Origin of the sequence: Myxosarcina sp. GI1, assembly GCF_000756305.1 — a bacterium.
Taxonomy (GTDB): Bacteria; Cyanobacteriota; Cyanobacteriia; order Cyanobacteriales; family Xenococcaceae; genus Myxosarcina.
This window is the reverse complement of the sequence record NZ_JRFE01000014.1, coordinates 508,552-534,977: the sequence shown is the minus strand read 5'-3', so window position 1 is coordinate 534,977 and position 26,426 is coordinate 508,552. Positions and strand designations below refer to the sequence as shown.

Here is a 26,426-nt window from a genome sequence, read left to right as displayed (position 1 = left end):
TTGCGGGTAGATTCAGAGGCAATTAAGTAACATTGGATAGTAATCTGGCTCATACGTTTGATAATAACATATTGTTTTCTTGCGGAGATAAAAATTTATGTAACAAAATTTTTTAGAATTATTTTAGGCAATAAGATGGATATCTCAGACTCCAACAGACATTAGATAGTAAAGTAAATGTTTTTTACCAGCAAGGAAGCAGCCAAAATTACGGGCTGTACTCTGCGACAGTTACAGTATTGGCGAGAAAAAGAAGTGGTTGTTCCTACGGTAGATGCCACAGGAAAAGGACGCAGTGTTTTTTATACTGAAGATGACTTGGTATCTTTGGCAGTAATGGAGTATTTACTATCTGCTGGTTTGGAGTTTCAAGAAGCCGTTGCTGGATTGGAAGCTGTCAAAAAAGAAGAACCAGAGTTTTTTAAACCGACACAGACTAGAAAATTTGCAATTTCTCGTAACTTGACTGACGAAACACTGACATTTGCTGAGTTCAATTTTTCCGATGCGATCGCGTCTGTCAAATCGGGTCAACCCGTGATTCCTTTATGGTTAGAGCGCATTCACCGCAGATTGCGTCAGAAACTGGCAAATATGGGAAAAATAGAGCAAGTAGAGGAATTAGAAAATAAAAAGTTTGCCAGCATAAGTAATGAAACTAATACTTGCCGTAAATATGTCGAACCGAAGCTGAGGGAAGCTCTCTGGGAAAGTGAACCTCATGATTATACAGAACAGTATTACTTTACTGCTGGTAAGATTCAGTCAAAAAGGAAGCGACGGGGGAAAAGAAAGTTTGTTGATTACTTGCTGTTGTATAAGAGTGAATTTCCAATCGCAGTAGTAGAAGCAAAGAGAAAACACAAAACTCCCGACGAGGGATTAGAAAAAGCGATCGATTATGCCAAGTTGTTAGGGGTCAAGTTTGCCTACTCTACTAACGGAAAGGGAATTGTAGAATTTGATTTCATTACAGGAAAACAGTCTGATGTAATAGAGACATTTCCTACTCCGAGTCAGCTTTGGTTGCGATTAACTGGGGAGGCAGACGAACAAATAAAGACTGAAGTAGCAGAAAAGTTAGTTACTTCGATGTTCCCCACTCCTGGTAAAAAACCTCGTTACTACCAACGAAATGCTATTTATGCTGCTGTTTCAGCAATTATTAAAGGTCAAAAAAGGCTGCTACTAACAATGGCGACGGGTACGGGTAAAACTTCGGTAGCTTTTCAGATTTGCTGGATGCTTACAGGGATGAAATGGAATACAATTTTTGAACCCCGTCCGCCGAGAATCTTATTTCTAGCCGATCGCAATATCTTAGTAGACGATCCGATGAATAAGGATTTCGCGGCTTTTGAGGAGGATAAAATTTATAAAATTCAAAGAGAAGCTAAGAAAGGACGAGATATTTATTTTGCAATTTATCAGGCGATCGCTGAAGATAATTTTCGCCCTGGACTGTATAAAGAATATAGTCCCGATTACTTCGATTTAATTATTGTGGATGAGTGTCATCGCGGTAGCGCGAAGAGTGAGAGTAGCTGGCGTAGTATTTTAGAGTATTTTGAACCTGCCTATCAGTTGGGGTTAACTGCTACGCCCCTACGAAATGATAATGTCGATACCTATCGTTATTTCGGCAATCCTTTATATACTTATTCTCTAAAAGAAGGGATTGAGGATGGTTTTTTAGCACCATATCGAGTTTATCGCGTTACGACTCGTTCGGATAAAGATGGATGGCGACCGAGTGAAGGACAACTAGACTGCTATGGTAGGACTATTCCCAATGAGGCATATCTAACTCCCGATTTTGAACAAAGACTAGTTAGGGAAGCCAGAACTAAAGCGATCGCCCAACACCTGACAGATTTTCTCAAAGCTACGGATAGATACGCTAAAACCATTGTCTTTTGTGTAGACGAAGAACACGTCAAGGCAATGATTAAAGCATTACGGAATCTCAATACAGATATTACTAAAGACAATGCCGATTACATTACTCGCATTACATCTGATGCTGGGGTTGTGGGTAAAGGACATTTAGATGATTTTAAAGATGTCGAGGATAAAACCCATATTATTGCGGTGACATCTAAGTTATTAACTACAGGAGTCGATATTCCTACCTGTAAAAATATCGTGCTTGCTCGTGTAATTCGTTCGATGTCTGATTTTAAACAGATAATTGGCAGAGGAACTAGAGTGAGAGAAGAATACGACAAAATATCCTTTAATATCATCGACTACACTAAAAGCACCGTTCTGTTTGAAGACCCTGATTTTGACGGCGAACCAGCTTTAGTTGAGGAGACAGAAATCGATGATGAGGGAAAAGCAATTGAACCAGAAACAGAGGAACAAGAACAAGAAGATACAGAAGAATCTGGTTTTAGAGGTTTACCATCAGATGAAGAAGAATTACCTCGCAAATACTATGTAGATGGCGGAACAGAAGAAATCGTTGAGGAACAAATCTACGATCCTGATGCAGAGAATCAATTAAAACTATCTAAACTCATTGACTATACCAAAGAACAAGTCCGTATTCTCTATCGTTCTACTTTAGAAATACAGCAAAAATGGGCAGATCCAGATAGGCGATCGCAAGTGATTGAGTTGTTAGAGGAAAAAGGAATCGATTTTGAAGAGTTGCAGAAAGTTGCCAACCAACCAGAAGCCGATCCCTTCGATCTAATTTGTCATATTGCTTTTGATGCGCCAGTTTTAACTTACAAGCAACGAGTAGAACGCTTAAAACGTCGTAAGAAGGACTTTTTTGAACAATATGGCGAAGATGCGCGGGAGATTTTAGAAATTCTTCTGAATAAATACGCCGAATATGGAGTAAAAGAATTAGAGATGCCTACTACCTTTAAAGCTAACCGCGAATTTGAATCTTATGGCAACGTGCGGGAAATAGCAGAAAAATTTGGTGGTATTCCCCAGCTAAAAGAAGCCGTATATCAACTGCAAAACCTTTTATACTCTGCATAATTAAATGGCAACGAGAAAGAAACAAACTACCAAATCAGTTACTACCGCCCAAAAATTAGGAAGCGTTATTAAATCCGCACGGGATATTATGCGGAAAGATAAGGGTTTAAATGGGGAGTTAGATCGCCTTCCTCAATTAACTTGGATTATGTTTCTCAAGCTGTTAGACGATGCGGAAAAGCTACGGGAAGATGAAGCAGAATTAGCAGGGGATACTTATAAACCTACTATTAAAGCCCCCTATCGCTGGACGTGATGCGAAGCATCACCAGTCTCCTTCGGAGACGATGGCGCAGATGCGCCGTATTGGGCTGCTAATGAAAACTTTAGTGGCGATCGCCTAAAAAACTTTATCAACAACGATGAGGCGGATTTACCAGATGGAACAAAGGGTTTGGGGTTACTGGCTTATCTTCGCAGTCTCAAAAGTAAAACAGGACGCGATCGCGCCGATGTCATTGCTAAAGTATTTAAAGATGTCAATAACCGCATGATTAGCGGAACATTGTTATTCGATGTTCTTAGCAAGATAAACGAAATTCATTTCAACAGATCGGAAGAAGTCAATATTCTCAGCCTTCTTTACGAATCAATGTTAAAGGAAATGCGCGATGCTGCGGGAGATTCGGGAGAATTTTATACGCCACGTCCTGTAATTCGCTTTATGGTGGAGGTAATTGCACCGAAGCTAGGAGAAACTATTCTCGATCCTGCTTGTGGTACGGGTGGATTTTTAGTCGAAGCTTACGAATATCTCAAAAAACAATCTACTGCTACCGATTGGCAAATTTTACAGAAAAGCATTATCGGTGGGGAAGCCAAATCGTTACCTTTAATGCTGGCGCACATGAACCTGTTGCTACACGGGTTTGAATATCCCGATATCGATGACGGTAATAGTTTGCGGTTTAGTCTTTCCGAGATGGGAATTAAAGACAGGGTAGATATTATCCTGACTAACCCACCTTTTGGGGGAGAGGAAGAAGACAGAATTAAAAACAATTTCCCTAGCGACAAACAAACTAAAGAAACTGCCCTGCTATTCTTGCAGTTAATTATGCGGAAGCTGCAAAAAGATAACCATATAGGAAAAGCAGGGGTAGTATTTCCTAACGGCGTTCTATTTGGGGATGGTGTCTGCGCCAAAATCAAAGAAGACTTACTCAAAGACTTTAACCTTCATACCATTGTGCGCTTACCTAACGGCGTATTTGAACCCTATACTAAGATTCCCACCAATTTACTATTCTTTGATTCCTCTCAACCTACTGAGGAGATTTGGTACTACGAGATACCCTTACCAGAAGGCAGAAAAAACTACACCAAAACCAAACCCATTCAAGATGATGCTTTTGTTGATTGTATTGAGTGGTGGAATAATCGCCAAGAAAACGAACAGGCTTGGAAATATAATTTTAAAGCAGCTAAGGAAAAAGCGATCGCCGAATCTAACATTCACAAAGATGCAGTCAAACAAGCATCAGCAACAGCCGATAAATGTCTCAAACAAGTTAAAGAGTTAGAAGATAAAATCAAATACTTAGAAAGTACTATTCTTGATTTCACACCCAAAAGAGAACAAAAAGAAATTAAAACTCAAATCAAAGCGATCGCGCAAGATATTAAACAATTACAAACCGAAGAAAAACAACAAAGAGACATCGCCAAAGAAGAACAAACCAAAGGCGATGCTATTTACTGGGCAATTTATAATCTAGATCGCAAAAATCCCAATTCGGGACAAGATCTCGAACATTTACCACCAGAACAGTTATTAGCCGATATTTTAGAAAAGGATCGGCGAGTAGCGGAAATAATGAATGAAATTAATTCAATTATTAACGAACAATGAATAATTATCATCTTGCAAATTTAGACCGTATTACCTTTAACCCTCGCATTATGGCAGGACAAGCTTGTATTCGCGGTATGCATATTCCCGTTTCTTTAATTCTTAATTTAGTAGCAAACGGTAAACCTTTCGAGGAAATCTTAGAAGAATATCCCGATTTAGAACTAGACGATATTAAACAATCTTTGCAATATGCAGCTTTGTTGACAAGAGAAAGTGTTTATCCGTTTGAAATTACTGCATAAAAAGTTTTTGGTAGATATGGGAATTTCATTAATTTCGTTAAAAGATATTGTCAAACCAGTAGAAAGATCAGAAGCACCAATTCCTGGTAAACTTTATAAACAAATTGGAGTAAGACTTTGGGGTGAAGGAGCTTACCAAAGAGAATCAATAGATGGAAGTCAAATTAAATACAAAAAACTATCCAGAACCGAAACGAACGATATCATAGTCAATAAAATATGGGCAAGAAATGGAAGTGTTACTGTTATTCCTTCTCATCTATCTGGATGTTATGTATCTAATGAATTTCCCAGTTTTAAACCAGATTTAGACAATTTAGAACCACGCTGATTTTATTGGTTTACCAAAACAAAGTCTTGTTGGGAACAATGCGATGAAAAATCAAGGGGTACAAGTGGTAAAAATAGAATCCGTCCAGAGAAATTTTTAGAGATTAAAATTCCATTACCACTATTAGAAGAACAACGGCGAATAGTGGCGAAGGTTGAGGAGTTGGCGGAGAAGATAGAAGAAGCGCGATCGTTAAGAAAAGATGCAATCGAAAAACTAGAGCGACTTTTACTCAGCGTTTATCAAAACATCATAGAAGGTGCAGATTATTTACCTATGAATAAAGTTGCGCCATTAATAAGAAGAAAAGTTGAAATAGATCCTTTAGAAAGCTATCCAGAATTAGGAATAAGAAGCTTTGGTAAAGGTAGTTTTCATAAACCTGCTTTGACAGGATTAGAAGTTGGAACAAAAAAACTGTATCGAATCGAAAATAACGATTTATTGTTTCAGATTGTTTTTGCTTGGGAAGGTGCAGTAGCTGTAGCACAACCAAAAGATAGCGGAAGATTTGGTTCACACAGATTCTTAACTTGTGTACCCAAACAAGGTTTATCTTCTTCTAGCTTTTTATGCTTTCATTTTCTAACTTCAAAAGGTCTAGAAGATTTGGGAAATGCTTCGCCTGGAGGAGCAGGAAGGAATAGAACTCTTGGACTCAAAGCATTGGATAATATTCAAGTGCCAGTTCCGTCATATGACAAGATACTTTGGTTTGATAACTTAAAAGCGAAAGTCGATAATGCAAAAAATTCGCGAGAAAAAGTATTACAAGAACTAGATGCACTGCTTCCTTCTATTTTAGATAAAGCATTCAAAGGTGAGCTATGTCTTGACAAGCGATGTCTTCGGCTAACTTTGTAATCGCGCTTTGTGAGGATTTAGAGAAAAGCGATCGCACTTATGACAAGTCTTATTTCACAAAATAGGCTATATGTGAAATAAGAAATCAAAATATTCGCCTTATCTCACGGTGATGAAATAAGAACACTATATTTAGCTCTTTTCGCTAGCGATTATCCACAAACGCAGAAATTGACATAATGTTCTTAGAGGTGAGTTATAAATAGTAGTTGCTTGTAGATTGTTGTTGAAGTGCGATCGCTATTTTTTCCAAATGGATTTAGAAACCCTCCTAGAAAAACTCGATATTGGTGAAAGTCAAGATTTTGAATGCAAAAGGGCTGAAGATAACGTACCAAAAGACGCTTGGAAAAGTATTTCAGCTTTTGCCAATACAGAAGGAGGTTATGTCGTTCTTGGTGTTGCAGAGAAAAAAGGCAGATTTCAAATCCTCGGTGTTAACAATTCAAAAAAACAACTTAAAGAATTTTGGGACAATCACAATAATCCTTAAAAACTCAACATCCCTATTTGTAACGAGTCTGACATAACTATTGAAACAATAGAGAATAAATCTCTAATCGTTATTAAAGTTCCTCAAGCAACTCGTACTCAGCGTCCTATTTACATTAATAACAATCCCATGACAGGGACTTATAAACGTAACTATGAAGGAGATTATCCTTGTACAGAAGATGAAGTTCGCCAAATGTTGCGGGATGCTAACAGTGAACCCCAAGATTCTCAAATTTTGGAAAATTTTGACTTTAGCGATCTCGATGTAGAAACAATCAAAGCTTATCGTCAAAGATTCAGTTCTAGACAACCCGATCATCCTTGGTTGGCATTGAACGATCGAGATTTACTGTGTAAGTTAGGAGGATGGAAACGCGATCGCAATACAACAAAAGAAGGGCTAACAGCTGCTGGATTACTAATGTTTGGTCTTGAATTAAGTATTCAAGATTTTTTCTCTCATTACCACTTGGATTACCAAGAAAGATTATCTAACGATCCAGAAGAACGTTGGACATATAGAGTTACCTTAGATGGCAAATGGGAAGGAAATTTATTTAATTTTTACTATCGTGTTTATGGAAGGCTCGTACAAGATTTGGACGTACCTTTTATTCTCGATCGAGATGCCATGCGTAAAGATGAGACTCATGTTCATGAAGCACTAAGAGAAGCCTTGGTTAATACGTTAATCCATGCCGATCATTTATCTTCTCGCCCAATAACGATTTTAAAATTTAAAGACAGATTCGAGCTTTCTAATCCAGGTCGTTTAAGGATTCCTATCGATCTGCTTTACGACGGAGGTGTAAGCGATCCTCGTAATCCTAATTTATTAAAAATGTTTAAAATGATTGGTTTAGGAGAACAAGCTGGTTCTGGATTTCCTAAAATTTTGCGAGCTTGGCGAGAACAACAATGGTTTAGACCTTTTATTTCTGAAAATATAGATCTCAACATTACCAAAGTTGCTCTACCAATGGTTAGTTTCATTCCTGAAGACATAGAACAGGAATTACGCAAACTTGTTGGGGATAATTATCGCTATCTCCAGGAGTTAGATCGGATTATTTTATTGTTAGCACATCGTTTTGGGGAAATTAGCAATAATGGTATCCAAGGTTTTAGCCAAAAACACCCTAGAGATATTGGCGATCGCCTGAAATATTTAGTAGAGAATCGTTGGTTGCAAAAATACGGTCATGGTCGTGGCACTTACTATTGTTTGCCCACTTTAGATATTTCTAAAGCATTACTATTGAATCAAAATATTCAAGTTTCTGTAAGTAGCTCCGATCATTTGCCAGTTAACTCCGATCATTTGCCAGTTAACTCCGATCATTTGCCAGTTAACTCCGATCATTTAAGTGAAAACTCTGATGATTTGGAAAAACTAAAGGCGATCGCAAGACCTGTCAGAGAGAAAAGAAAAGTTTCAGCAGATGTAATGCGACAAGCTATTTTAGAGGTGTGCAAAGAGAGATTTTTAACCCTGCAACAATTAGAAGTAATACTCGATCGCACTAATTCTACGCTTAGAACTCGATTTCTTAAAAAGATGGTAGAAGAAGGACTTATAGAATTAAGATACCCCGACAAACCAAGTCATCCCGAACAAGCCTATCGAACAAAAAAATAAAATGCGATCGCATTATTCAAAACAGCGATCGCTTTAATACAATTAAACAGATTTTTGATACTGCACCATTTCAGCAAAAGTCAAAAAACACCTGCTGCACCAGCCATTTGCCCATAAAGCAGGAATAGAAAATTTAGCTTTACAATTAGGACACTCCGATAACAACCTAAGCTGATGTTTCTCACATCTGTCTGTCTGCTTAAACTGCCATTCAATGCGATGACAAGGTGATTCAACATAACAAGCTGCACAGAGGCGAATTGGCTGATGCTTCATACCAATACCTTTTGGTGGTAGCATCTTTCTCAAGCGATTAACGTCTACTTTAACAACTTTAGCTAGTGCTTTTAAATCTTCCTGGGGTGGAAAAGGATTGTGATAAAGTCTTTCCCAGCGTGAAATTACTGCACCAATTCCTGCTTCTTGACCTAAAACAGAAGTAGTAAAATTATTCTCTCGTCGAAATCTACCCAAAAAATGGCTGAGACTTTCTCCCTCATAAGGTTCCAATTGAAACAGCCAAGACTGAAGTTCTGCCATTACTTATACTCTCCCGCTACCTCTTTCAAAGTTGCTAGATCGATTTTCTTCAAACCTTTTTCTAAAGCTCTAACAGCAGACTCTCGCAGAATCATATCTAGCAAACCAATATAACCCCCAGTTGCTGGTGCTAAAACTTTGAGCATAGCTTTACTACTCAGGTTCGAGGCTACAGGAAGTTTCAAAACGTTCCTTTCCCAAAGAGTTACTGTCTTTTGAAATTCAACCCCAGATAATTTGCCAAAGCGATGACAAGCTCGAAAACGATTGTGAACTTGTTCGTCTCGCTTCACTACTGCGTCCAAACGATCTGTTCCCACTAAAACTACAGAAATCCCTAAATTATCGAAAATGTCTCTAACATCAGCAAAAGTTTTTGGTCTTAGGCGGTCTGCTTCGTCAATAATTAGCATTTCAACCTGGCATCTTTCCAAAACTTTTAGAGTTCTATTTCTAATTTCTCCGACTGTTCCTTTGACAACCTTGTACTTTAAATGTTCAATAATTAGAGCAAACAAATCTCTCGAACCACATTCTTGAGGGGGTTGAATATTGATTACAGGGACAATTGGCGGTTTTCCTGTTTCTTGTTTTGGCTTGTGTCTCAATTTGTATGACTCACAAGCGATAGTTTTACCAGTACGAGATTCCCCCACAATACGACAAGACTGACGGGATTTTCTTTTTCCTTCCAACCAATTATGTAAATGTTCAACCTGTTGCAGTAGAACAATATTTTTACATCTCAGTCGAGCGATTTCTTTTTGGATAGACTCGTTTGGGAGTTCTATTTTTCCCAAATCATCCGCATATTCTTGAGCTTGATCTTTGTCACTTGAGTTTTTATACCGACTATTTTCTTCTTTGTAATCGTCTCGATCTTCATTAGATTTAGCCATAGTTACCATCCAAATTCGTCCATTGCGTCTTCGTAATCCAAAATTTCCACTGGTTCTGGTTCTACGTACGTGGTTGTTTCTTCAATCTCTGATTCTGTTTCAATTACCCGAGTTGAAACTTTGCCTTCATCGAACTCAAATTGCTCTTGCTTGCGTTTCTCTTTTTTGGTTGTTTTCTTGGCAACAAAAAGATCTCGCTCTTTAACTTCTTCCAAAATCGAGTGATTGCTTATGGATTTACCTTTGTCGCGAATTTTTTTGTTAGTAGCTTTAATATCTTCTAGGGATAGTGTTTCAGTTTCTAAATCTTGAGCAAAAGCTCTAGCTAGAAAGATATCTTTTCCCTGCTCTCTTCGATAAACTAGAACTTGAGTAATATCGCTGGGATCGTAACGTAAAGCTATTTGCTCTCCAGCATAACCAGCTAAATTTTCGCCTTTGTAAATTAAATTCTCGAAGCGAATATAGCCATCTCGATAGATAGAACGATTGATTGCCTTTGGCAATCCGCCGTTGCGGAGCAACGTCGAATCAACGGAGTTGATTGCTTCATCAGACAAATATCCAATTCGCGATCGCTCATCAAATGAGGAGTAGATAATAATCCTGCTTCCCAACGTTGATATCGAGTTTGGTCGCCCAATCTAGCGTCGATTCTTTGATTGTAGTTATCGACGATATAGCGAACGAATAATTTTTCTAATTCTCTTAGAGTCAGACAGGCATCTTTTTCGGCTTCTTTGGGACGTTCTTGGACATTGGAACCTGTATAGCCAGGAAGAGTAGAAAACAATTCAGTATTAAAGGTTCCAAAAGGACGCTCTACGATACCGCCTTCTGAAGGGCGATTTCTCAGTTCGCAAGTAAAGCCTAACTGAACTCCAATCTGCCTCAAATGATTGGAACGAAAATCTTTACCTCCATCTGTAAAAAAGTATTCTGGCTTTCCATAAGTTCCCCACTCACAATTAAGACCATATTCAGGACTATAATTTTTAGGCAATATCGCATGACGCAAAGCCAAAGCTACTACTGGAGAACTAGGTGCATCAAAACCCAAACGAATGCCAATAATACAACGCGAATAAGTATCTATAACAGTAGTTAGCCAAGGGCGATCCACCAAATCTCCAAATTTATCGACCAGCAGAATATCCACCTTTGTATGGTCGCACTGCCAAACGTGATTGCTGTATTCCACACCAATGTAGTTTCCGTCGCGAGTTTTGACTGATAGACTAGAGCCTCGCCAGCCTACAGAACGAATCTTGGGTTTGGATTCTCGAGCTTCGATTAAGGGTTGCAATACGCGATATACAGTTCGGCAATTCGGGTATTTTTTTACACCTAATTCTTGTGCCTTATTTTTAACTCTCACCGCTACTTGCTTGCGAGACATTTTTCTACTACCTTTATTTCCTTCCCGAAAGGTATTAAAGATAAAGTCCTGCCACTCTTGAGATATGCGGTGTTGACCTTTATCATTTCTTTCGCCAGTTTTTAATCCTGCTATTCCCTCCTCTTTCCATCTTTGGACTAGTCTTTGTACTGTTTTTTTGGATTTACCAAGCTTCTTTGCTGCTTTTTTGAGTTTCTTGCTGTAAGTCTTGCGATTACAGGGTTCCATCAAGCTCTCAATGATTTCCATTTTGCGCTTAATTTCTTCATCAAACTCTGTTGGAATTATATAGCGATCGCTATTTTTGTCGTTCGTCAACTTAAATTGTTAAATAAAAACATTATGTTATTATTTTATAGACGATAGCTATTGTCAACAGATTTGCGTAATCTTTCGCTGTTATTTTGAGTTAAGCAAAAGTTAAGGTAATTAGTTAGTAGATATCACTTGCGGCTTCAAAATATTCAACAGAGCTAGTATTTGAAGATTAATGTCTGAAAATTTCTGGAGTAATTATCGAATTCGTGTAGAACCTTGGGCGACCGAATATGACAGTCCGATTAATCTGACTAATCTAGAATGTACACAGCCCGAACGGATCGATCTCACCGTAGAAACCCATGAATGGACAGCCATTTAGTTAGATAAATTTGCAAAAATACCAGACAAAATTCTCTTCATCGACGGTCGCCTTCGTCTGGATTCTCGATTTTTGGGACGCAAAGACAACGAAGTTCTCTATGGTGCTTTTGCTACTTTAGCTGTAGGTGCAGTAGCAGTCGATCGCCTCGCTTGCCGCGCTACCTGTGTTGAACCTATTGTACAGCGAGCGATCGCGCTTTGTGGAGATCTAACTTCTCCCGTTACTCATATTCCTTGTCCTTTTGGCAGTCAGGCAACTCTTACCTACGATCTTTGTTTGAACTGCACCGAAAATAGTCCTCAAGCTGCTCTTTCTTCAATACAAAAAGCAATGCTAAAAGCTGAAGCAAGATTAGCCGAAAAATATAATCATCCTGACATACTAGTTATTCGCGATGGACCTTTGTTGTATGGCTCTTATAAATCTCCTGGGTTAACGCTCGGTTATGTCAAAACGATGGGTCGGCAATATCTTACAGAAGATGCAGCATCAATACTTTGGCATTTAGGGCTAGGCGAACGTACACCTATTTTTGCAGTAGGCAAACCAGAAAAGTTTAAATCCCATTGGAGTTGGTACTTGCGTTCTGGAGAACAAAATATCGTTCCCAAAAAACTTGGCTATCACGATTTACATGGCATTGTTCGTCTGGATTTGTATAGTGAAGTTCCCATAGAAAAAGCTATAGAGATCGCCAATCTTAGTACCGTACTCATTCCTCAATATGCTTCCCATCCCGTTCGCGATCCTCGCGCTCCCCAAAACCTTACTCCAGTATCGGGATTGGAAAAGCAATTAGGCAGATATATGGGCGATCGCAAAACGATCGAGCGTCGCCTACGTAATTTTTTGATTGATTAATTTACTATTATCGATTTTTCTATGACTAAAACATCTGTCGGATACGTTCTCGGTACTCAAGAATCAACCCCTTTAGAATTTTGGGTTGCTGTTATTCCCAATCGCGTACTCAGACTTGATGACGCGATCGAACTACAAACTTATCGTCCTGGCGAGCCAAATAAAATTATTCATTTTTATGGAGTAGTGGATTATGTTCGCACTCTTTATGAAGGTACGCAGTTTGATACCGATACGTTTTTAGTTACTCAAGGACGCTTACCCGTAAATATTTCTTATGCCGCTCACGTTCGAGTAACTCGTATCGAACCAGAAGAATATCTACCGCCACAACCAGGAGATACGGTATATTTAGCTGAAAACGAAGACTTGAAGAAAGCTTTGTATTTCGATGGCATGGAAAAACCAATTCCTGCTGGATTGATGCGAAATGGACGACCTGCCTATTTAAATTTCGAGTTTATTAACGGCGAAAAAGGCGCACATATAAATATTTCAGGCGTTTCTGGTGTAGCTACCAAAACTTCGTACGCACTTTTTTTACTTCATGCTATTTTTAATTCTGCGGCTTTAGGCAATCGTAAAGCCAATACTAAAGCCTTAATTTTTAACGTTAAAGGAGAGGATTTATTTTTTCTAGATAAAGCAAATAGCTGTCTGAAAGATGAGGCTCGTAATGATTATCAGACTTTAGGGATTCCTATAGAACCTTTTAAGGATGCTCGTTTCTGTGCCGCACCGCGTAAATTTTCTCCCGATCTTTCACCTCATTTGGATCGAAGACAAGACGATATTAAAGTTTATCTTTGGAGTCTACGAGAATTATGCCGCGATCGCCTGTTTAGTTTTTTGTTTGCAGGTGAGGATTTAGAAAGAGGAAATTTAGGATTTTTAGTGGCTGGAGTTACCGAAAAACTAGCTAAATTAGCACTGGATAATGATAAAGAGGATCGAAAAAACAATCGCGAATCAGGGACTAATTTAGTTGCTGATGAAGCTTATGGAAATAACAACAAGCTAAATATTGAAACTTTTAGCGATCTAATTGATTTTCTAGAGTACAAGTTATTGGAAGTCGAGGACAGAAGTTGGCTCGGACGCAATGCAGGTGCTACGGCTGAAGCTTTAATTCGTCGGCTTTGGGGAATCAAAAGCGAAATGAGTCATTTAATTCGGGGAGATTTATCGCCCAAAGACATGGCAGATTGCCGACTCGATCCTCTCGATGCAGCATATCAACTTTCAGTCGTAGACATCAACAAACTAGGCGGAAAAGCCCAAAAGTTTGTCGTTAGCATACTGTTGCAAAAGCTTTTTACCGAGAAAGAAAAACGAGGACAAGACCCTATTGTCTTTATCGTCTTAGATGAACTCAATAAATATGCTCCCCGTGAAGGACGCAGTCCGATTAAAAATTTGTTGGTAGAAATTGCCGAACGAGGACGTTCTTTGGGAATCATTCTGGTTGGCGCACAGCAAACGGCTTCAGAGGTAGAACGAAGAGTTGTCGGACAAGCTTCAATTCGCGTCGTTGGCAGATTAGATTCTGCTGAGGCAGAAAGACCAGAGTATAACTTTCTTACGGAAGCCTGTCGCAAGCGATCGCTTTTATTAAAGTCGGGAAGTATGTTTATTCATCAGCCTGAAGTTCCCGCACCGTTATTAGTGAATTTTCCTTTTCCTGCTTATGCGACTCGTCAAAGTGAAGTCAGTCTTTCTCAAGCAGAAATTGCCGAAATAGAAGCTGACCTCGATCGTTTTTAATTACATTTTTGCTATTAACAATTTTTTATGCGTCTCATTCATACTTCCGACTGGCATTTAGGCAGAAAACTTAGAGGAGTCGATCGCACTCCTGAAATAAAATTTGCACTTGACCAATTATTAGAACAAGCAAAAGATTTAGAAGTCGATGCGGTTTTAGTTGCAGGAGATATTTTTGAAACTCCCAGCCCAACCGCCGATGCCGAACAGGTTGCTTACAACTTTTTTTGTCAACTATAAAGAAGCCAACATTCCTGCCGTAGTTATTGCAGGTAATCATGACTCTGCCAACCGCATCGATGGTATAGCTAAACTTGTGGCTCATGTTGGAGTTCGCGCTTTAGGAAGACCTTGCAAAGCTAGTCAGGGAGGGGTTATTAAGCTAGATACTCGTAACGGGAGACTTTGTGTAGCTGCTATGCCCTTTGCTTCAGAGCGTCGTTTGCTCAAAGCTGAAGAACTTTGGGAAAAAAGCGATTCACAACAACAGCAAAACTACAAAAAAGTTGTTAGTTACCTATTCGAGCAATTAGTTCAAAGCTTTGAAGAAAACTGCGTCAATGTAATAATGGCGCATTTAACCGTACAGAGTGCCAAACTTTCCCATTCAGAAGTCGATTTCTACACGAAAGGTGCTTACAGTCTTTCCGAAGGGTCGATTCCTTCAGTCGCTCAGTATGTAGCTTTAGGGCATATCCACAAACCGCAACAAATTCCTAATGCCGCTCCCACTTACTATTCGGGTTCGCTCATTCAGGTCGATTTTGGTGAAGCAGAAGAAGAAAAAGGTTTTAATTTAGTTACCGTCGAACCCAATCGCCCTGCCAAAGTCGAATTTAAAGTAATTCCCTGCCATAAACCTCTAAAAGTTTTGTACTGTAACGAAAATAATTTAGATGAAATCTTGACAGCGCATCGGCAACATCCTGGCTATCTCAAAGTTATTGTCGAAATGGAAACCCAGCAAATGGGGTTAGGCGATCGCGTGCGCCGAATTTGTCCTCAAACCTTAATTATTCAACCGAAATACACCAAAACGGCAGTAGAAAGACAAACCGAATCAATCGATTATCAGACTTTCAATCCCACCGAAGAATTCGCTCGCTATTACCAAGAGCAGTCGGCAAAAAATCTCGAACCTGCTGTAAAACGGGCATTTAATGATTTGTATCAGGAGTTAAGCGATGCGTCCAATTAAACTAACCGTTGAAGGATTTACCAGTTTTCGTACTAAGCAAGAATTAGACTTTACCGAACTAGATCTGTTTGCCATTACTGGAGCTACAGGAGCAGGGAAATCTTCTTTACTCGATGCTATAACTTACGCTCTTTACGAAAAAGTACCTGGTAAAGTTACACGCAAAGCAGATATTCCAGAATTAGTCAGTCAAGGCGAACAAAGCTTAAAGGTTTCGTTTCAATTTCAACTTAAGCAAACAGAGTATAAAATCACTCGTTCTTGGAAAGATCGTCGTAGCGGAACCAAGACAAATTTTTTACTCGATCACCTCGAACAAGGACAGTGGCAACGTTGCGATCGCTCGGTAGAAGATATTCTGGGTATGGACTTCGATACCTTTACGCGAGTAATTGTACTTCCTCAAGGACAGTTCGATGAGTTTCTCAAAGGAAGCGCAGCAAAACGCCGTGAAATTTTACGAAACTTGGGAGGACTCAATATTTTCGAGGAAATGCGTCAACGTGCCAGCGATCGCGTCAAGAATGCTCAAATAAAACTAGCCGAGATTAATGGAAAAATTGAAGGACTAGAATTACCCACAGATGCAGAAATAACAACCAACCAAACCGAGCTTGAAACATTAGAGCAAAACCTTCCACAATTGACAGAAGAAGTTGCGATCGCGGGCAAACTTTTAGAAGAAGAAGAAAAATTATTAGAGCAAATTCGACGCTTAGAGAAATTACAGCAAAATTTAGCCCAGATAAACCTCAAAGAAACCGAAATCGAGAAGCTAAAACAAAAACTTAAAATAGCTCAAGCTGCAAATCGGCTTAAGTCTGATTGGGATAGGGTTCGAGATATTCGGCAGCGATTTACCAAAACGTCAGATAATTTACAGGATGCTACTGACAAATTAGCTCGTGCCAAGAGTGAATTGAAAACACAGCAAGAAAACCGCGATTGCCTTCAAGCTATTGCTAGTGAAAAAGAAGCTCAATTCGACCGAAGAAGCCAAAATTTAGCAACTGCTGAAGCCTATAGCCAACAAGAGGGACAAGCCAAAATAGAATTCAGCCAAGCACAAAATAAACTACAGCAAAAGACAAAGCAGTGCCAAGAGCGAGAAGTTGAAGTTAGACAGGTACGAGAAACAGTAACCAAAGCTCAAAAAAAACTAGAGACAGTTAATAATACTCTTGCTCAAACATCTCCAGATACTTCTCGTTTAGAAATTTTAGATATGGTAGTTCCCCTGATACCTCAATGGGAAACTGCTGTTCGTCAAGAGCAAACAGTCCGCGAAAAGCTAGATCGAACTGTTAAGGAAAAACAACAATTACAGTCCGAACATACTTCATCATTAGAACAATTAGAAGTTATTGAGGTAAAGTTACAAGAGGCTGAGTTAAGTTTAGAAGAGGCGAAAGCTAGCAACGATCGCTTCGCTCGAAAAAACCATGCAGCTATTTTACGCACTGCACTATATCCAGGTGATGACTGTCCTGTTTGTGGTGGTAAATATCCCGAAGCTCATTTGCTGCCATTCTTAACCGATGCCGAAATTATCGAACTCAAACCTTTAGAGAAGTTCGTTAACAATACTCGTCAAAATTGCCAACAAGCTCAAACTACTTTGACTCAAATTATAACGCGCCTAGAGTCGCTACAAAAACAGGAAACGAGCTTGCAGCAAGAGCTTAAAATAGCTCAAATAGAATTATCCAAGTTTCAAAATCAGATCGCAGATATTTTAAAAGCCGAAGTATGGGATAGCAAGGCTCTCAAACAAGAGCAAAAACGTCTTTCAGAGCAAAACAAAGCTTATCAGCAAGCATTGATTCAAAAACAGAAGGTTGAAGCAGAATTAGAGCGTTCAGAGCAAAGTTTAGAATTTTGTCAGAACAATATAGAAACTGCTCGTGAAGAATTGGATGCAGCAAATGCAGAAGTAGAGTATCGTCAGCAACTACTTGTTGAAATTCAAGATAAGCTTCATCAAGTTACCAATGGTAAGACTTACGATAGTCTCAAGCATGAGCTAGAAAGAGATAAAAATCAGTGGAAAATGCAAAAGCAAGAAACGGATGCTAAATTTAACCAAGCGCAAAATCACTTTACTCAAGCAGAAACTACATACAATAATTCCAATGAAAACTTTGCTCACACAAAATCTCAACAAGAGCATTTAGAAACCCAATGGCAAGTTGCACTTGCCGATAACAGCTTCACTGAAATTAGCTTTAAAGAAGCACTAGTAACTGAAACCAAACAACAAGAATGGCAAAAAGAGATCGCATCTTACACACAGCAAAAAATTGAAGCAACCAGCCGTGTTCGAGAAATTAAAGATAATATTGGCGATCGCACTACTGATGAAGCTAGTTTAACTAAGAGACGCGAAGCCAAACAACTAGCAGAGAAAAAATTAGAAGAATCACGAGAACAAAAAATAGAATTAGAAATTTGGCTAAAAAATGCAGCCACCAAACAGCAGCAAAGTCAAGACTTGCTAGAACGCCAGCAACAAGTCAAACAGCAAGAACACATCTATCAAACTTTAGCTCGCGATCTTCAAACCAACCATTTTCAGGCATTTATCCTAGAGCATTTAGAAAGAGAGTTAGTAACTCGTGCCACCGTGCTTTTACAGGATTTAACTGATTCTCGTTACGCTTTAAAAATAGAAAATGGAGAATATCGCGTTGAAGATAATTGGAATGCTGGCGAAATGCGCGGAATTCGGACTCTATCAGGAGGGGAAACTTTTGCCGCTTCTCTGTCAATGGCTCTCTCCTTATCCGAAAAATTATCGATGGGTGCTGAAATTGGTTGTCTTTTCTTAGACGAAGGTTTTGGAACGCTCGATCGCGAGACATTAGATATAGTTACGCGCACACTAGAATCTTTGCGACAGCAAGATCGTTTAATTGGTGTAATTACTCATATTCCAGCCTTAGCCGAGCAATTTACCCAAATTAAAGTTCAAAAGTCACAACTAGGATCGAATTTGCGGGTAGAACTTTGCTAGGATTATTATTTTCTATTCCCCATTCCCTGTTCCCTATTTTCCCTATTCCTTTTAAAAACCATATCTTTTTGCTAAAGCTAAAGCCTTATTACGATGTTCTTCAACTAGTTTGGGAGGAGATAAGACCATAGCGCAGTCGAGATATTTATTGACCCAAATGCCGAACTCTTTGAGCGATCGCGGTGGTAATTTGACTGAATAATCTAGATATTCTTCCTTGTGTTTTTTTATACTCTGTCGTGGATGTCGTAGCTCACCTTCCGCTATAAATCTGTTTACGGGAGGATAGAAACGTACTTTAAAATCGAGTAAATCTAGTTTTCCCTGTAATTCTCGTTGTTGCTCCTCGGCATTGCCCAAATATAATCCCCAACCATTTTTTAGAAGCTTGTGAGCATTGTCGAGACTGGTTTTTTGTTCGCTAACGTTTCTACCTTCAGAGGTAATAATCTTGAGATGGTCTTTAAAGCGATCGATTCTTTCTACCGATAAAGTGCAATCGCGATAGTCTTCATAAATTAAATACCAGGCAATATCGTAATAAATTAGCTGTAAAGGGTAGACAGAGACAAATCCAAGTTGCTCTTGCTGATAGGGATCGCGATCGCGAAAAAGCTCGATCGCCTGTCCTTTGATAATGGCATTTTCGAGTGTTTCTATTTGATGAAATAAGGTGTGTTGATATTTTCCCTTTTTCATCATTTCTTGAGGATCGGTATAGTTGATGGCGCGGTTGAGGTGTTGTCTGACGGGATAAAAAAAGTCTTGGCGATCGCCAAACTCAAACCCTTTCATTCTGCGCTTAAGTGTGTGATAAATTTTCCTCAGTTCGGGATCTCCCTGATATATTGCCTGAGACTCTAGAGCGTTAAAAGCCGCTTTTAGTTCTCGCTTATTCATTACTCCCGTACCCAAGTAATAACCCCAGCGATACATTCTACGATCTAAAATTTCATAGTCTTTAAGTAATTCTAAATCTTTGCGAATAGTCGGTATTGCAGGATAATTATCTGGTAGCTCAATTTGTAGCGATGCAGCTATTTCTCTTAGTTTGTCTCGAACCAACTCTAAAGCGTTGTGATGTTTGCCGTTAAGAGTACGATCTGGGTCGGCACAACCAATACCAGGATATTTAATCAAAGTAGTAATTAGCAGTAACAATCTTTCTAAAGACTGTGGACTATCATAGCGGTTTATTTTTGGAGAGAGGTTCATTTTTTGGGAATGGGGAATGGGGAATGGGGAATGAGGGACAGAGAATTTTCAATCCTCGATCTTAGATCTTCAGGAGATTTTTTTTGAGTCAATTGAAAGAAAATATTTGTTAAATTTGGCTCTCTAGTAACAATAACCAAGTCTAATTATAAGTTTGGGTTTTAAATTATTGCTTGAGTAAATATCGGGATTTACGAGAAAAGCTTTGAAAAACTGGCTAAATTAGTGCTGTATTTAACTATAAAAACTTTTATTCATGTATATATCAACTCGTGCTGCCGTAGTAAGAAATTTGGCGACTGCTATTACCAACGGAGCGATTACTCTAACTTTATTATTAATTGCACCTTTAGGTTTAGCTGCGGTAGTCGGCAACACTTTTTTTGTAACTGTAGCTAGCTTTTTTGTCGGTGTTTTTGCCGATATGGTTGTCTCTTGGCTGTCGATATCTCCGTCACGCCAAAATAGATTTTCTGCACCTCACTTTGATAACGATTTAAGCCATACACAACGTTCCTCTGAGATACAAAAAAGAATTTATTGAGGAAAAGTCTCTATATTTCCCAACAAGGCTGTTACGTTTATCTAAATAAAGAGACTTTGATAGTTAAGCGCAAGCAGAATATTTTGCAGGAGATCCAGATACCGTTAATCGAACAGATATTAGTTTTTGGCAACTCGCAAGTAACTACACAAGCAATTAAAGCTTGTATTCGGCAAGATATTCCGATTGTCTATCTCTCTCGTATGGGTTATTGTTACGGGCGAATTTTACCTTTAGCCAGAGGATACCGCCAGCTATCTCGCTATCAACAACAGCTATCATTTGCTGAAAGATTGGCAGTAGCCAGAGAAATAGTCATTGGTAAGCTTAAAAATAAAAATAGTCGTGTTTGGCTACAAAGACAGCAACGAAAACGAGAATCGGCAACTGTAGCCCAAACTATACTGAACTTAGAATATCTGATTTCTAAAGCAGGTCGTGTAGAAAGTCTCGAACGACTTATTGGTTGTGAGGGTGCAGCAGCAGCTAATTATTTTTCTGCTTATGGCGAAACTATTACAAATTCTGATTTTGTGTTTGTCGCCCGTCGCCGTCGCCCCCCTGGAAATCCCGTCAATGCGATGTTGAGTTTTGGCTATCAGGTGTTGTGGAATCATCTTTTAGCCATCATTGAACTACAGCAACTCGATCCCTATCAGGCTTGTTTGCATCGGGCAAGCGATCGCCACGCTGCTTTAGCTTCAGATTTAATCGAAGAGTTTCGCGCCCCAATTGTCGATTCTTTAGTTTTGTACTTAGTTAATCGTAGAATAATGAAAGTTGAAGATGACTTTACCTATCATGATGGCGGTTGCTATCTCAACAATTCTGGACGCAAGAAATATCTAAAAGCTTTTATTCAGCGTATGGAAGAAGAAGTACAAACCAATTTGGGTGAAAATCAACCTCGATGGCATATTTTGATGCAGCAGGTGAGGTTATACAAGCAGTTTGTCTATCAACCAACGCAGCTTTATCGTCCTTATTCGATTAGGTAGGGAGTAGGGAATAGAATAGACATTTTTATTATTAATGAAATATGAACTATGAATGATGAATTTTGTTTTTAATTCTGATTCATCGTTCTTTATTCATAATTTATTTAACCGCTTCTGCCTGACAGTAAATTTTTTGCGGGGCGCGATCGAAGTATTTAAACAAAGCAGGACACAACCAACCTTCGCGATCGTATTGTTGGCAGTAATACCAGTTGCCACCGTATTCTTCTGACCGCCAATCTAATTCTAAGTCGCAGCCAGGAAAGGGAGTTTGAGAAAATATTAGTTTAAAGCCTTGTTCGGCATTGGCAATATTTTTGTTTTCAACTAAAAGATCGATAATTTCTGGTATACCGTTAACAAAGGGTTCTTGCTGTAAACCTACTGCCGAGTCATCAAAAACCCAGGTGTCATGCAATCTATAGGGAAAGATTACCATTAAGGAATTGTTCATAACTATTGTCTGTAAATTGATTAGATAATAATTTTTGATAACGATAAAGTATGAATGATGAATTAGGAGTTTTAAATCATTTCCGTATTCATCATTAAATACTTAGTTTCCATTCAATTAGGCTCTCTATAAAAGAGGAACATAGGCAAAAGAAAATGAGTCAACAACAACAATATCAAAATCAAGTTTCCATTCAATTAGGTTCTCTATAAAAGAGAAACTTCGTAGACCCCGAGCGCTCACCCATTCAGGCAATCTGGGCTAAACGTCAGGGTGTTTCCATTCAATTAGGTTCTCTATAAAAGAGAAACGATGCTTACCTAAAAAAAGTACAGGCAAAAAATAGCTTTATCGGTCAAGTTTCCATTCAATTAGGTTCTCTATAAAAGAGAAACTCCCTCCATTGAAACCCAGATCTGGTCTGATGTCGAGAAAAGGTTTGCGAGGCTCAGAAAAACAGGAATCTGTAATAAGCGATTTTCCAATTTTCAAAATCTCTAAAGCCTTATACAGTAATATATCGAGGCTCAGAACGAGACTAATATAGTTACCGCGATTTTGGCTATCCCTCGCAAATTTTTCATTCAATAAAAATAAATCCATCAAAAAATCAAACAATTATCGAAGTAGGAGGTTTTGTAAGCTCATTACCGACACCCCAAGTTTTTACTTGAGAAAGATGACATAAACTTTCTTCTTTATTTTGTTCGGATAAAGAGTTTCTCCTCTACGGAGAACCTAATTGAATGGAAACTTGAGTAGTCATAATAACCTTTTATTGCTGTTAGGTGTACTTTGCAATTTCTCTTCTAAGGAGAACTCAATTGAATAGAAACGAAGTAATCAATGATGAATTAGGAATAATGAATTTTTGTCTTTAATTCCGCATTAATCGTTCACCATTCATCGTTATTTTAAAGATGTCGATCGCCGCTCAAAAAGCGATCGCTTTTTTTGTGTGAAGTAAACAAAAAAAGAAAATATTGAGTAATACGTATAACAAAAACTCAAAGCATTGTAGAGAATGGATTTTTATAGAGATATTTTTTTAGAGTGAATATTTTCATTAGGTAGTTTGTCAAAGACAAGTCGGTTACATTTGTATGCAGAAGGAAATGAAAGAAGCTAAAGCGAAATATCACTCTATTGCTTTTCTATTCCCTATTCTCTATTCACTAACTACTATGAAAACTACTAAATTTATTACTAACGTTATCTTTGCCCTTGCTGGAACATTCTTTATTTCAGGTGCAGTTACTCAAAATTCATCAATGAAAGATTTGAGCATTGGTACACTGCTTTTTACTTGCATAGTCAAACAACAGGCAATAGATGAAAAACTCGATCGCTTTACTACAAAAAATGAGTTCGCCAATTGGCAAAACAATGTATATGAAAAAATTGACAACACATCGCGATCGCTTGAGAATACTAAAAATGAACTTGATAACAAATATCAAGAACTTGAAGGTCGCGTCGGTACATCAGATAGCTATACGGCAGCAATAGAAAATTTTTCCAAGCGATCGCAGCAAATTGAAACTAAACTAGAAAAACACTTCAAAGCGATCGATAAAAATAAGCAGCAGCTTAAAGCGCAAGAAAAACAGCAAACTAATATGCGATCGCAGTTAGATAGACAAGAGCATCGAGTAAAAAAGCTCGAAAAAGACAATGTAAAAAAGCAAAAATCAAACAATAAATCTTATTCTTCATCTAAGTCTCAAAAAATAACCAAAATTTTAATTGACGAACAGCCAACTACTCATGCTTACTTTGATGGCAACAATTTTAAATGCTCTACCCATAACACAAAAATAAACTATAGAGCTTTAAAAGCATATTTGATGCCATCCAACGGCAAAATCAAACTCAATTTTTATGATGGCGTTTGTCCCCAAAGTAAAAACATCGAACTGCATTCTCACTTACGAAATCTAAATTATCGAGTTACTTGTTTGCCTAGAGTCCCTCGTCCAGAAGGTGCCTTTAAAACCGTTGGTGACGATCTCCAAATCTGTATCGATATTTTAAAAGAAGTCAAACCAGGCGATCGCCTTATTTTAATCAGTGGCGACGGTGACTTTTATCCTCTCATCGAAGAAATCAAGCAACGTGATGTGGAGGTAACAGTTATTGCTTCGCGAGACTCTGTCAGTAATAGATTGCAGCTTTTAGCAGATCGATTTGTCGATCTCGATGCAGTTAGAAACTCGATCTCTCGTAATACAGATTTAGACGCTGCCTAATTTAACGCGAGCATCAGTAATATTTGATTTTCATCTAGCGATCGCTACAAGTTCCCGATTATTATTGGTTACAACGAGCGATCGCTATTCTTTTGAAACAAAATATCGCGATCGATGCAAATATTATTGAGATACTCTAAACTTATCCTCTTATGATTTTTACCCTGTTTGTGAATTTGGACAATCAATTTGTCAAATGTTGAAGATCGGACAATCAATTTGTCAACCATGACTTTAGACACTTGACCGCCATAAAAAAGCTTATAATCTTTTCTAATTGAGGTTTTTAGAGATTGACAGGAGAAGACAAACTATTTGTCAAGACGACATTCAGTGTGGCAATCGACAGTTCTGCTTGCCTTCTAGCTTTGGGTATTAAGCTATATATTCTATTGCGTAGCGATTAATAGTTTTTAATTAATTAACTTCAATAAAATTTTAATTCTGAAACATTGCATACAGTATACAAAATTGTTTTGTTCCATAGTAAGCAACTAAGAATTAAGCATATTTACAACTCAACTCGCTACATTTATAGATTTCACAATGACAATTACCAATTATGCCGAGCCAACTCCTCTAATTATCGACGATGATGGTAGCCAAGATGGAATGACCGCAGTAGCATATATGCTGGCGAATCCTCAATTTGATGTCAAAGCTATTACCATCGCTCAAGGAATTGCTCGTCCCGAAATTTTTGAAGATAACCTACTAAAAATGCTGAAGCGTTTGGACGATCTAGAAGTTCCCGTTGGCGTAGGGCGATCGACTCCATTAGAAGGTAATAATCAATTTCCCAACTTTATCCGCGATGGTGCCGACACTTTTTGGTCGCCGTATGTTTCTTTACCAGAGGAAACACCAGACGTTGCTACAGAAGATGCGGTAGATTTAATTATCGATACCATTCAAAATTCCCCCGAACCAGTGGCGATTTTAGCAACTGGTACTCTGACTAATATAGCTGAAGCTTTGCGCCGCGAGCCGAGTATAATTGACAATATTGAAATAGTTCAAATCATGGGTGGGGCTGTATTTACCGAGGGAAATTTGCCCGTACTGCCAGAGCCGCCTTATTCTACCAATACTGATGCCGAGTTTAACACTTGGGTCGATCCTGTAGCCGCCCAAGAAGTATTTGACGCTGGAGAAAAGGGATTAAAAATACAGCTTACTCCCCTCGATGCGACCAACCAAATTGAATTCGATCTCCAAGATTACCAAGCCTGGTTAGACACGGGTACTCCTGAAAGTACTATTGCTGCGGAGTTTTTAAATTATGCCCTGGAAGTCATCCAAAGCGGTAACGATCCTAACCCCGTTTGGGATTTAGTTGCTGCAATTAACCTCAGCGAACCCAAGTTCTCACCCGAAACTCCTTTACACCTTGATATCGATACCGAATCTGCCCCAGGGGATACCCAAGGTGAAACCATAGCCGTTCCCGATTTACCGCCTAATACTCTGGTATCTTTAGATCCTAGCTTTGACAACCTTAGCTTTACTGCGGATGAAGTATTTTCCTATTTAGAAGAGCTTCCTACAGTAGACGAATCAATTGAAACGGTTTTTGGCAGCGTTGGCGATGACTTAATTGATTCAAGCGAACTAAATAGCGATTTTGATGGCAATAACGATATTTTGTTTGCAGGTAGCGGTGACGACTTAATCGATGCCTCTCTAGCTTTTGGGCACAACCGTATTTATGCAGGGGGTGGCGACGATATTTTATTAGCTGGTAGTAATAATCGTCTTATTGGCAATTTGGGAAAAGATACATTTTTTATCGGTACGGGAAGCAATAATTTAGTTACTGGTGGAGTAGGTGCCGACCAATTTTGGATTCTTTCTGAGGAAGGTAGCTTTCCGACTAAGCCAAACGTGATTACAGATTTTAAGAGTTCCGAGGGAGATGTAATTGGTTTTGCCAATACCAGCCTCGACTTCGATACTTTAAAATTTGTCGCCGATGGCAACAACACTATTATTCGTGCTTTTAATACAGATTTAGCCGTACTTGCTAATGTGGAAGCGACTCAAATTAGTGAGTCTGACATAGTTTTTGCTTGAGCTTGTACCCTGCATACTAGCCAGATAAATATTGCGGAAAGGTATTAAGACAAAATTCATGATGCGATCGCGATAGGCTATTGGTACTGAGTGTTTTATATTTAATTACACCCATCTATTTATCTACGTTAAATGTATTTGCGATCGCGT

General features: G+C 38.7%; 19 protein-coding genes, 3 pseudogenes and 1 CRISPR repeat array. Of the genes and pseudogenes, 17 read left to right on the top strand and 5 right to left on the bottom strand.

Annotated features, from left to right (window positions below):
* Positions 1–177 precede the first annotated feature (177 nt).
* The 7 genes and pseudogenes from hsdR to KV40_RS09235 all read left to right on the top strand — a co-directional run bounded on the left by hsdR (position 178) and on the right by KV40_RS09235 (position 8,426).
* Positions 178–3,000, top strand: a complete 2,823-nt coding sequence (gene hsdR, locus KV40_RS09255) for an EcoAI/FtnUII family type I restriction enzme subunit R (protein ID WP_081942816.1) — start codon at positions 178–180, stop codon at positions 2,998–3,000.
* Between the two features lie 4 nt (positions 3,001–3,004).
* A pseudogene (locus KV40_RS09250) lies at positions 3,005–4,852 on the top strand (N-6 DNA methylase).
* Positions 4,849–5,097: a DUF433 domain-containing protein gene (locus tag KV40_RS09245; protein WP_036480162.1), complete on the top strand. Its 249-nt coding sequence runs from the start codon at positions 4,849–4,851 to the stop codon at positions 5,095–5,097. Before KV40_RS09250 ends, KV40_RS09245 begins: the two are co-directional and overlap by 4 nt.
* 16 nt (positions 5,098–5,113) lie before the next feature.
* Entirely contained in the window at positions 5,114–5,428 is a 315-nt protein-coding gene (locus KV40_RS34130; RefSeq protein ID WP_156113999.1) for a hypothetical protein, read from the top strand.
* Between the two features lie 66 nt (positions 5,429–5,494).
* A pseudogene (locus tag KV40_RS33295) lies at positions 5,495–6,292 on the top strand (restriction endonuclease subunit S); the annotation flags it as partial.
* A 253-nt stretch (positions 6,293–6,545) separates the two neighbouring features.
* Positions 6,546–6,785, top strand: a complete 240-nt coding sequence (locus tag KV40_RS36165; RefSeq protein WP_216595575.1) for a helix-turn-helix domain-containing protein — start codon at positions 6,546–6,548, stop codon at positions 6,783–6,785.
* A 129-nt stretch (positions 6,786–6,914) separates the two neighbouring features.
* On the top strand, positions 6,915–8,426 hold the full coding sequence (locus tag KV40_RS09235; RefSeq protein WP_216595574.1) for an ATP-binding protein: 1,512 nt from the start codon (positions 6,915–6,917) through the stop codon (positions 8,424–8,426).
* Positions 8,427–8,468: 42 nt separating this feature from the next.
* Here the strand turns inward: KV40_RS09235 and KV40_RS09230 are convergent, their stop codons facing one another.
* The 3 genes and pseudogenes from KV40_RS09230 to KV40_RS09220 all read right to left on the bottom strand — a co-directional run bounded on the left by KV40_RS09230 (position 8,469) and on the right by KV40_RS09220 (position 11,582).
* Entirely contained in the window at positions 8,469–8,966 is a 498-nt protein-coding gene (locus KV40_RS09230) for a TniQ family protein (RefSeq protein WP_036480160.1), read from the bottom strand.
* A complete protein-coding gene (locus KV40_RS09225) occupies positions 8,966–9,865 on the bottom strand; it encodes a TniB family NTP-binding protein (RefSeq protein ID WP_253274205.1) in 900 nt (299 codons plus the stop codon). Before KV40_RS09225 ends, KV40_RS09230 begins: the two co-directional genes overlap by 1 nt.
* A 2-nt stretch (positions 9,866–9,867) precedes the next feature.
* Positions 9,868–11,582 (bottom strand): annotated as a pseudogene (locus KV40_RS09220) (Mu transposase C-terminal domain-containing protein).
* Positions 11,583–11,754: 172 nt separating this feature from the next.
* On the opposite strand from KV40_RS09220, the gene KV40_RS34850 reads away from it, so the two are divergent.
* The 6 genes from KV40_RS34850 to KV40_RS09200 all read left to right on the top strand — a co-directional run bounded on the left by KV40_RS34850 (position 11,755) and on the right by KV40_RS09200 (position 18,743).
* Positions 11,755–11,904, top strand: a complete 150-nt coding sequence (locus KV40_RS34850) for a hypothetical protein (protein WP_156113998.1) — start codon at positions 11,755–11,757, stop codon at positions 11,902–11,904.
* Positions 11,905–11,976: 72 nt separating this feature from the next.
* Positions 11,977–12,768 (top strand): hypothetical protein, encoded by a 792-nt coding sequence (locus KV40_RS32040; RefSeq protein ID WP_052055499.1) that lies wholly within the window; start codon positions 11,977–11,979, stop codon positions 12,766–12,768.
* 21 nt (positions 12,769–12,789) lie between these two features.
* Positions 12,790–14,532, top strand: a complete 1,743-nt coding sequence (locus tag KV40_RS09210) for an ATP-binding protein (RefSeq protein WP_036480158.1) — start codon at positions 12,790–12,792, stop codon at positions 14,530–14,532.
* 27 nt (positions 14,533–14,559) lie between these two features.
* A complete protein-coding gene (locus KV40_RS36155) occupies positions 14,560–14,772 on the top strand; it encodes an exonuclease subunit SbcD (protein ID WP_216595571.1) in 213 nt (70 codons plus the stop codon).
* Positions 14,732–15,730 carry an exonuclease SbcCD subunit D C-terminal domain-containing protein gene (locus KV40_RS09205; RefSeq protein ID WP_216595570.1) on the top strand — a complete coding sequence of 333 codons (999 nt, stop codon included), beginning with the start codon at positions 14,732–14,734 and terminating at the stop codon, positions 15,728–15,730. Before KV40_RS36155 ends, KV40_RS09205 begins: the two co-directional genes overlap by 41 nt.
* On the top strand, positions 15,717–18,743 hold the full coding sequence (locus KV40_RS09200) for an AAA family ATPase (protein WP_036480156.1): 3,027 nt from the start codon (positions 15,717–15,719) through the stop codon (positions 18,741–18,743). The genes KV40_RS09205 and KV40_RS09200 overlap by 14 nt, the downstream gene beginning before the upstream one ends.
* A 51-nt stretch (positions 18,744–18,794) precedes the next feature.
* Here the strand turns inward: KV40_RS09200 and KV40_RS09195 are convergent, their stop codons facing one another.
* Positions 18,795–19,958 (bottom strand): YafY family protein, encoded by a 1,164-nt coding sequence (locus KV40_RS09195; protein ID WP_052055498.1) that lies wholly within the window; start codon positions 19,956–19,958, stop codon positions 18,795–18,797.
* Between the two features lie 256 nt (positions 19,959–20,214).
* Here KV40_RS09195 and csx18 point away from each other — a divergent pair, with 256 nt between their 5' ends.
* Both csx18 and cas1 read left to right on the top strand, forming a co-directional pair.
* Positions 20,215–20,502, top strand: coding sequence for a CRISPR-associated protein Csx18 (gene csx18, locus KV40_RS09190; RefSeq protein WP_036480154.1), 288 nt, complete (start codon positions 20,215–20,217; stop codon positions 20,500–20,502).
* Positions 20,499–21,500, top strand: coding sequence for a CRISPR-associated endonuclease Cas1 (cas1, locus tag KV40_RS09185; RefSeq protein WP_036480152.1), 1,002 nt, complete (start codon positions 20,499–20,501; stop codon positions 21,498–21,500). Before csx18 ends, cas1 begins: the two co-directional genes overlap by 4 nt.
* A 100-nt stretch (positions 21,501–21,600) precedes the next feature.
* Here the strand turns inward: cas1 and KV40_RS09180 are convergent, their stop codons facing one another.
* A complete protein-coding gene (locus KV40_RS09180; RefSeq protein WP_036480150.1) occupies positions 21,601–21,954 on the bottom strand; it encodes a DUF6717 family protein in 354 nt (117 codons plus the stop codon).
* A gap of 105 nt (positions 21,955–22,059) precedes the next feature.
* A CRISPR array of direct repeats spans positions 22,060–22,349; the repeat unit is 36 nt; unit sequence GTTTCCATTCAATTAGGTTCTCTATAAAAGAGAAAC.
* A 789-nt stretch (positions 22,350–23,138) separates the two neighbouring features.
* Here KV40_RS09180 and KV40_RS09175 point away from each other — a divergent pair.
* Together KV40_RS09175 and KV40_RS09170 are read left to right on the top strand one after the other, a co-directional pair.
* Positions 23,139–24,203, top strand: a complete 1,065-nt coding sequence (locus tag KV40_RS09175; protein ID WP_172657259.1) for an NYN domain-containing protein — start codon at positions 23,139–23,141, stop codon at positions 24,201–24,203.
* 546 nt (positions 24,204–24,749) lie between these two features.
* Entirely contained in the window at positions 24,750–26,276 is a 1,527-nt protein-coding gene (locus tag KV40_RS09170; protein WP_052055497.1) for a nucleoside hydrolase, read from the top strand.
* Positions 26,277–26,426: the final 150 nt, after the last annotated feature.

Bases quoted from the DNA above. Each gene is read 5' to 3' on its own strand.
- KV40_RS09175 (WP_172657259.1), top strand. From the start codon at position 23,139: ATGAAAACTACTAAATTTATTACTAACGTTATCTTTGCCCTTGCTGGA.
- KV40_RS09195 (WP_052055498.1), bottom strand. From the start codon at position 19,958: ATGAACCTCTCTCCAAAAATAAACCGCTATGATAGTCCACAGTCTTTA.
- KV40_RS09170 (WP_052055497.1), top strand. From the start codon at position 24,750: ATGACAATTACCAATTATGCCGAGCCAACTCCTCTAATTATCGACGAT.
- KV40_RS09230 (WP_036480160.1), bottom strand. From the start codon at position 8,966: ATGGCAGAACTTCAGTCTTGGCTGTTTCAATTGGAACCTTATGAGGGA.
- KV40_RS09200 (WP_036480156.1), top strand. From the start codon at position 15,717: ATGCGTCCAATTAAACTAACCGTTGAAGGATTTACCAGTTTTCGTACT.
- KV40_RS09245 (WP_036480162.1), top strand. From the start codon at position 4,849: ATGAATAATTATCATCTTGCAAATTTAGACCGTATTACCTTTAACCCT.
- KV40_RS34850 (WP_156113998.1), top strand. From the start codon at position 11,755: ATGTCTGAAAATTTCTGGAGTAATTATCGAATTCGTGTAGAACCTTGG.
- KV40_RS09225 (WP_253274205.1), bottom strand. From the start codon at position 9,865: ATGGCTAAATCTAATGAAGATCGAGACGATTACAAAGAAGAAAATAGT.
- KV40_RS36165 (WP_216595575.1), top strand. From the start codon at position 6,546: ATGGATTTAGAAACCCTCCTAGAAAAACTCGATATTGGTGAAAGTCAA.
- KV40_RS34130 (WP_156113999.1), top strand. From the start codon at position 5,114: ATGGGAATTTCATTAATTTCGTTAAAAGATATTGTCAAACCAGTAGAA.
- hsdR (WP_081942816.1), top strand. From the start codon at position 178: ATGTTTTTTACCAGCAAGGAAGCAGCCAAAATTACGGGCTGTACTCTG.
- KV40_RS09210 (WP_036480158.1), top strand. From the start codon at position 12,790: ATGACTAAAACATCTGTCGGATACGTTCTCGGTACTCAAGAATCAACC.
- KV40_RS09205 (WP_216595570.1), top strand. From the start codon at position 14,732: ATGCCGAACAGGTTGCTTACAACTTTTTTTGTCAACTATAAAGAAGCC.
- KV40_RS09235 (WP_216595574.1), top strand. From the start codon at position 6,915: ATGACAGGGACTTATAAACGTAACTATGAAGGAGATTATCCTTGTACA.
- csx18 (WP_036480154.1), top strand. From the start codon at position 20,215: ATGTATATATCAACTCGTGCTGCCGTAGTAAGAAATTTGGCGACTGCT.
- KV40_RS36155 (WP_216595571.1), top strand. From the start codon at position 14,560: ATGCGTCTCATTCATACTTCCGACTGGCATTTAGGCAGAAAACTTAGA.
- KV40_RS09180 (WP_036480150.1), bottom strand. From the start codon at position 21,954: ATGAACAATTCCTTAATGGTAATCTTTCCCTATAGATTGCATGACACC.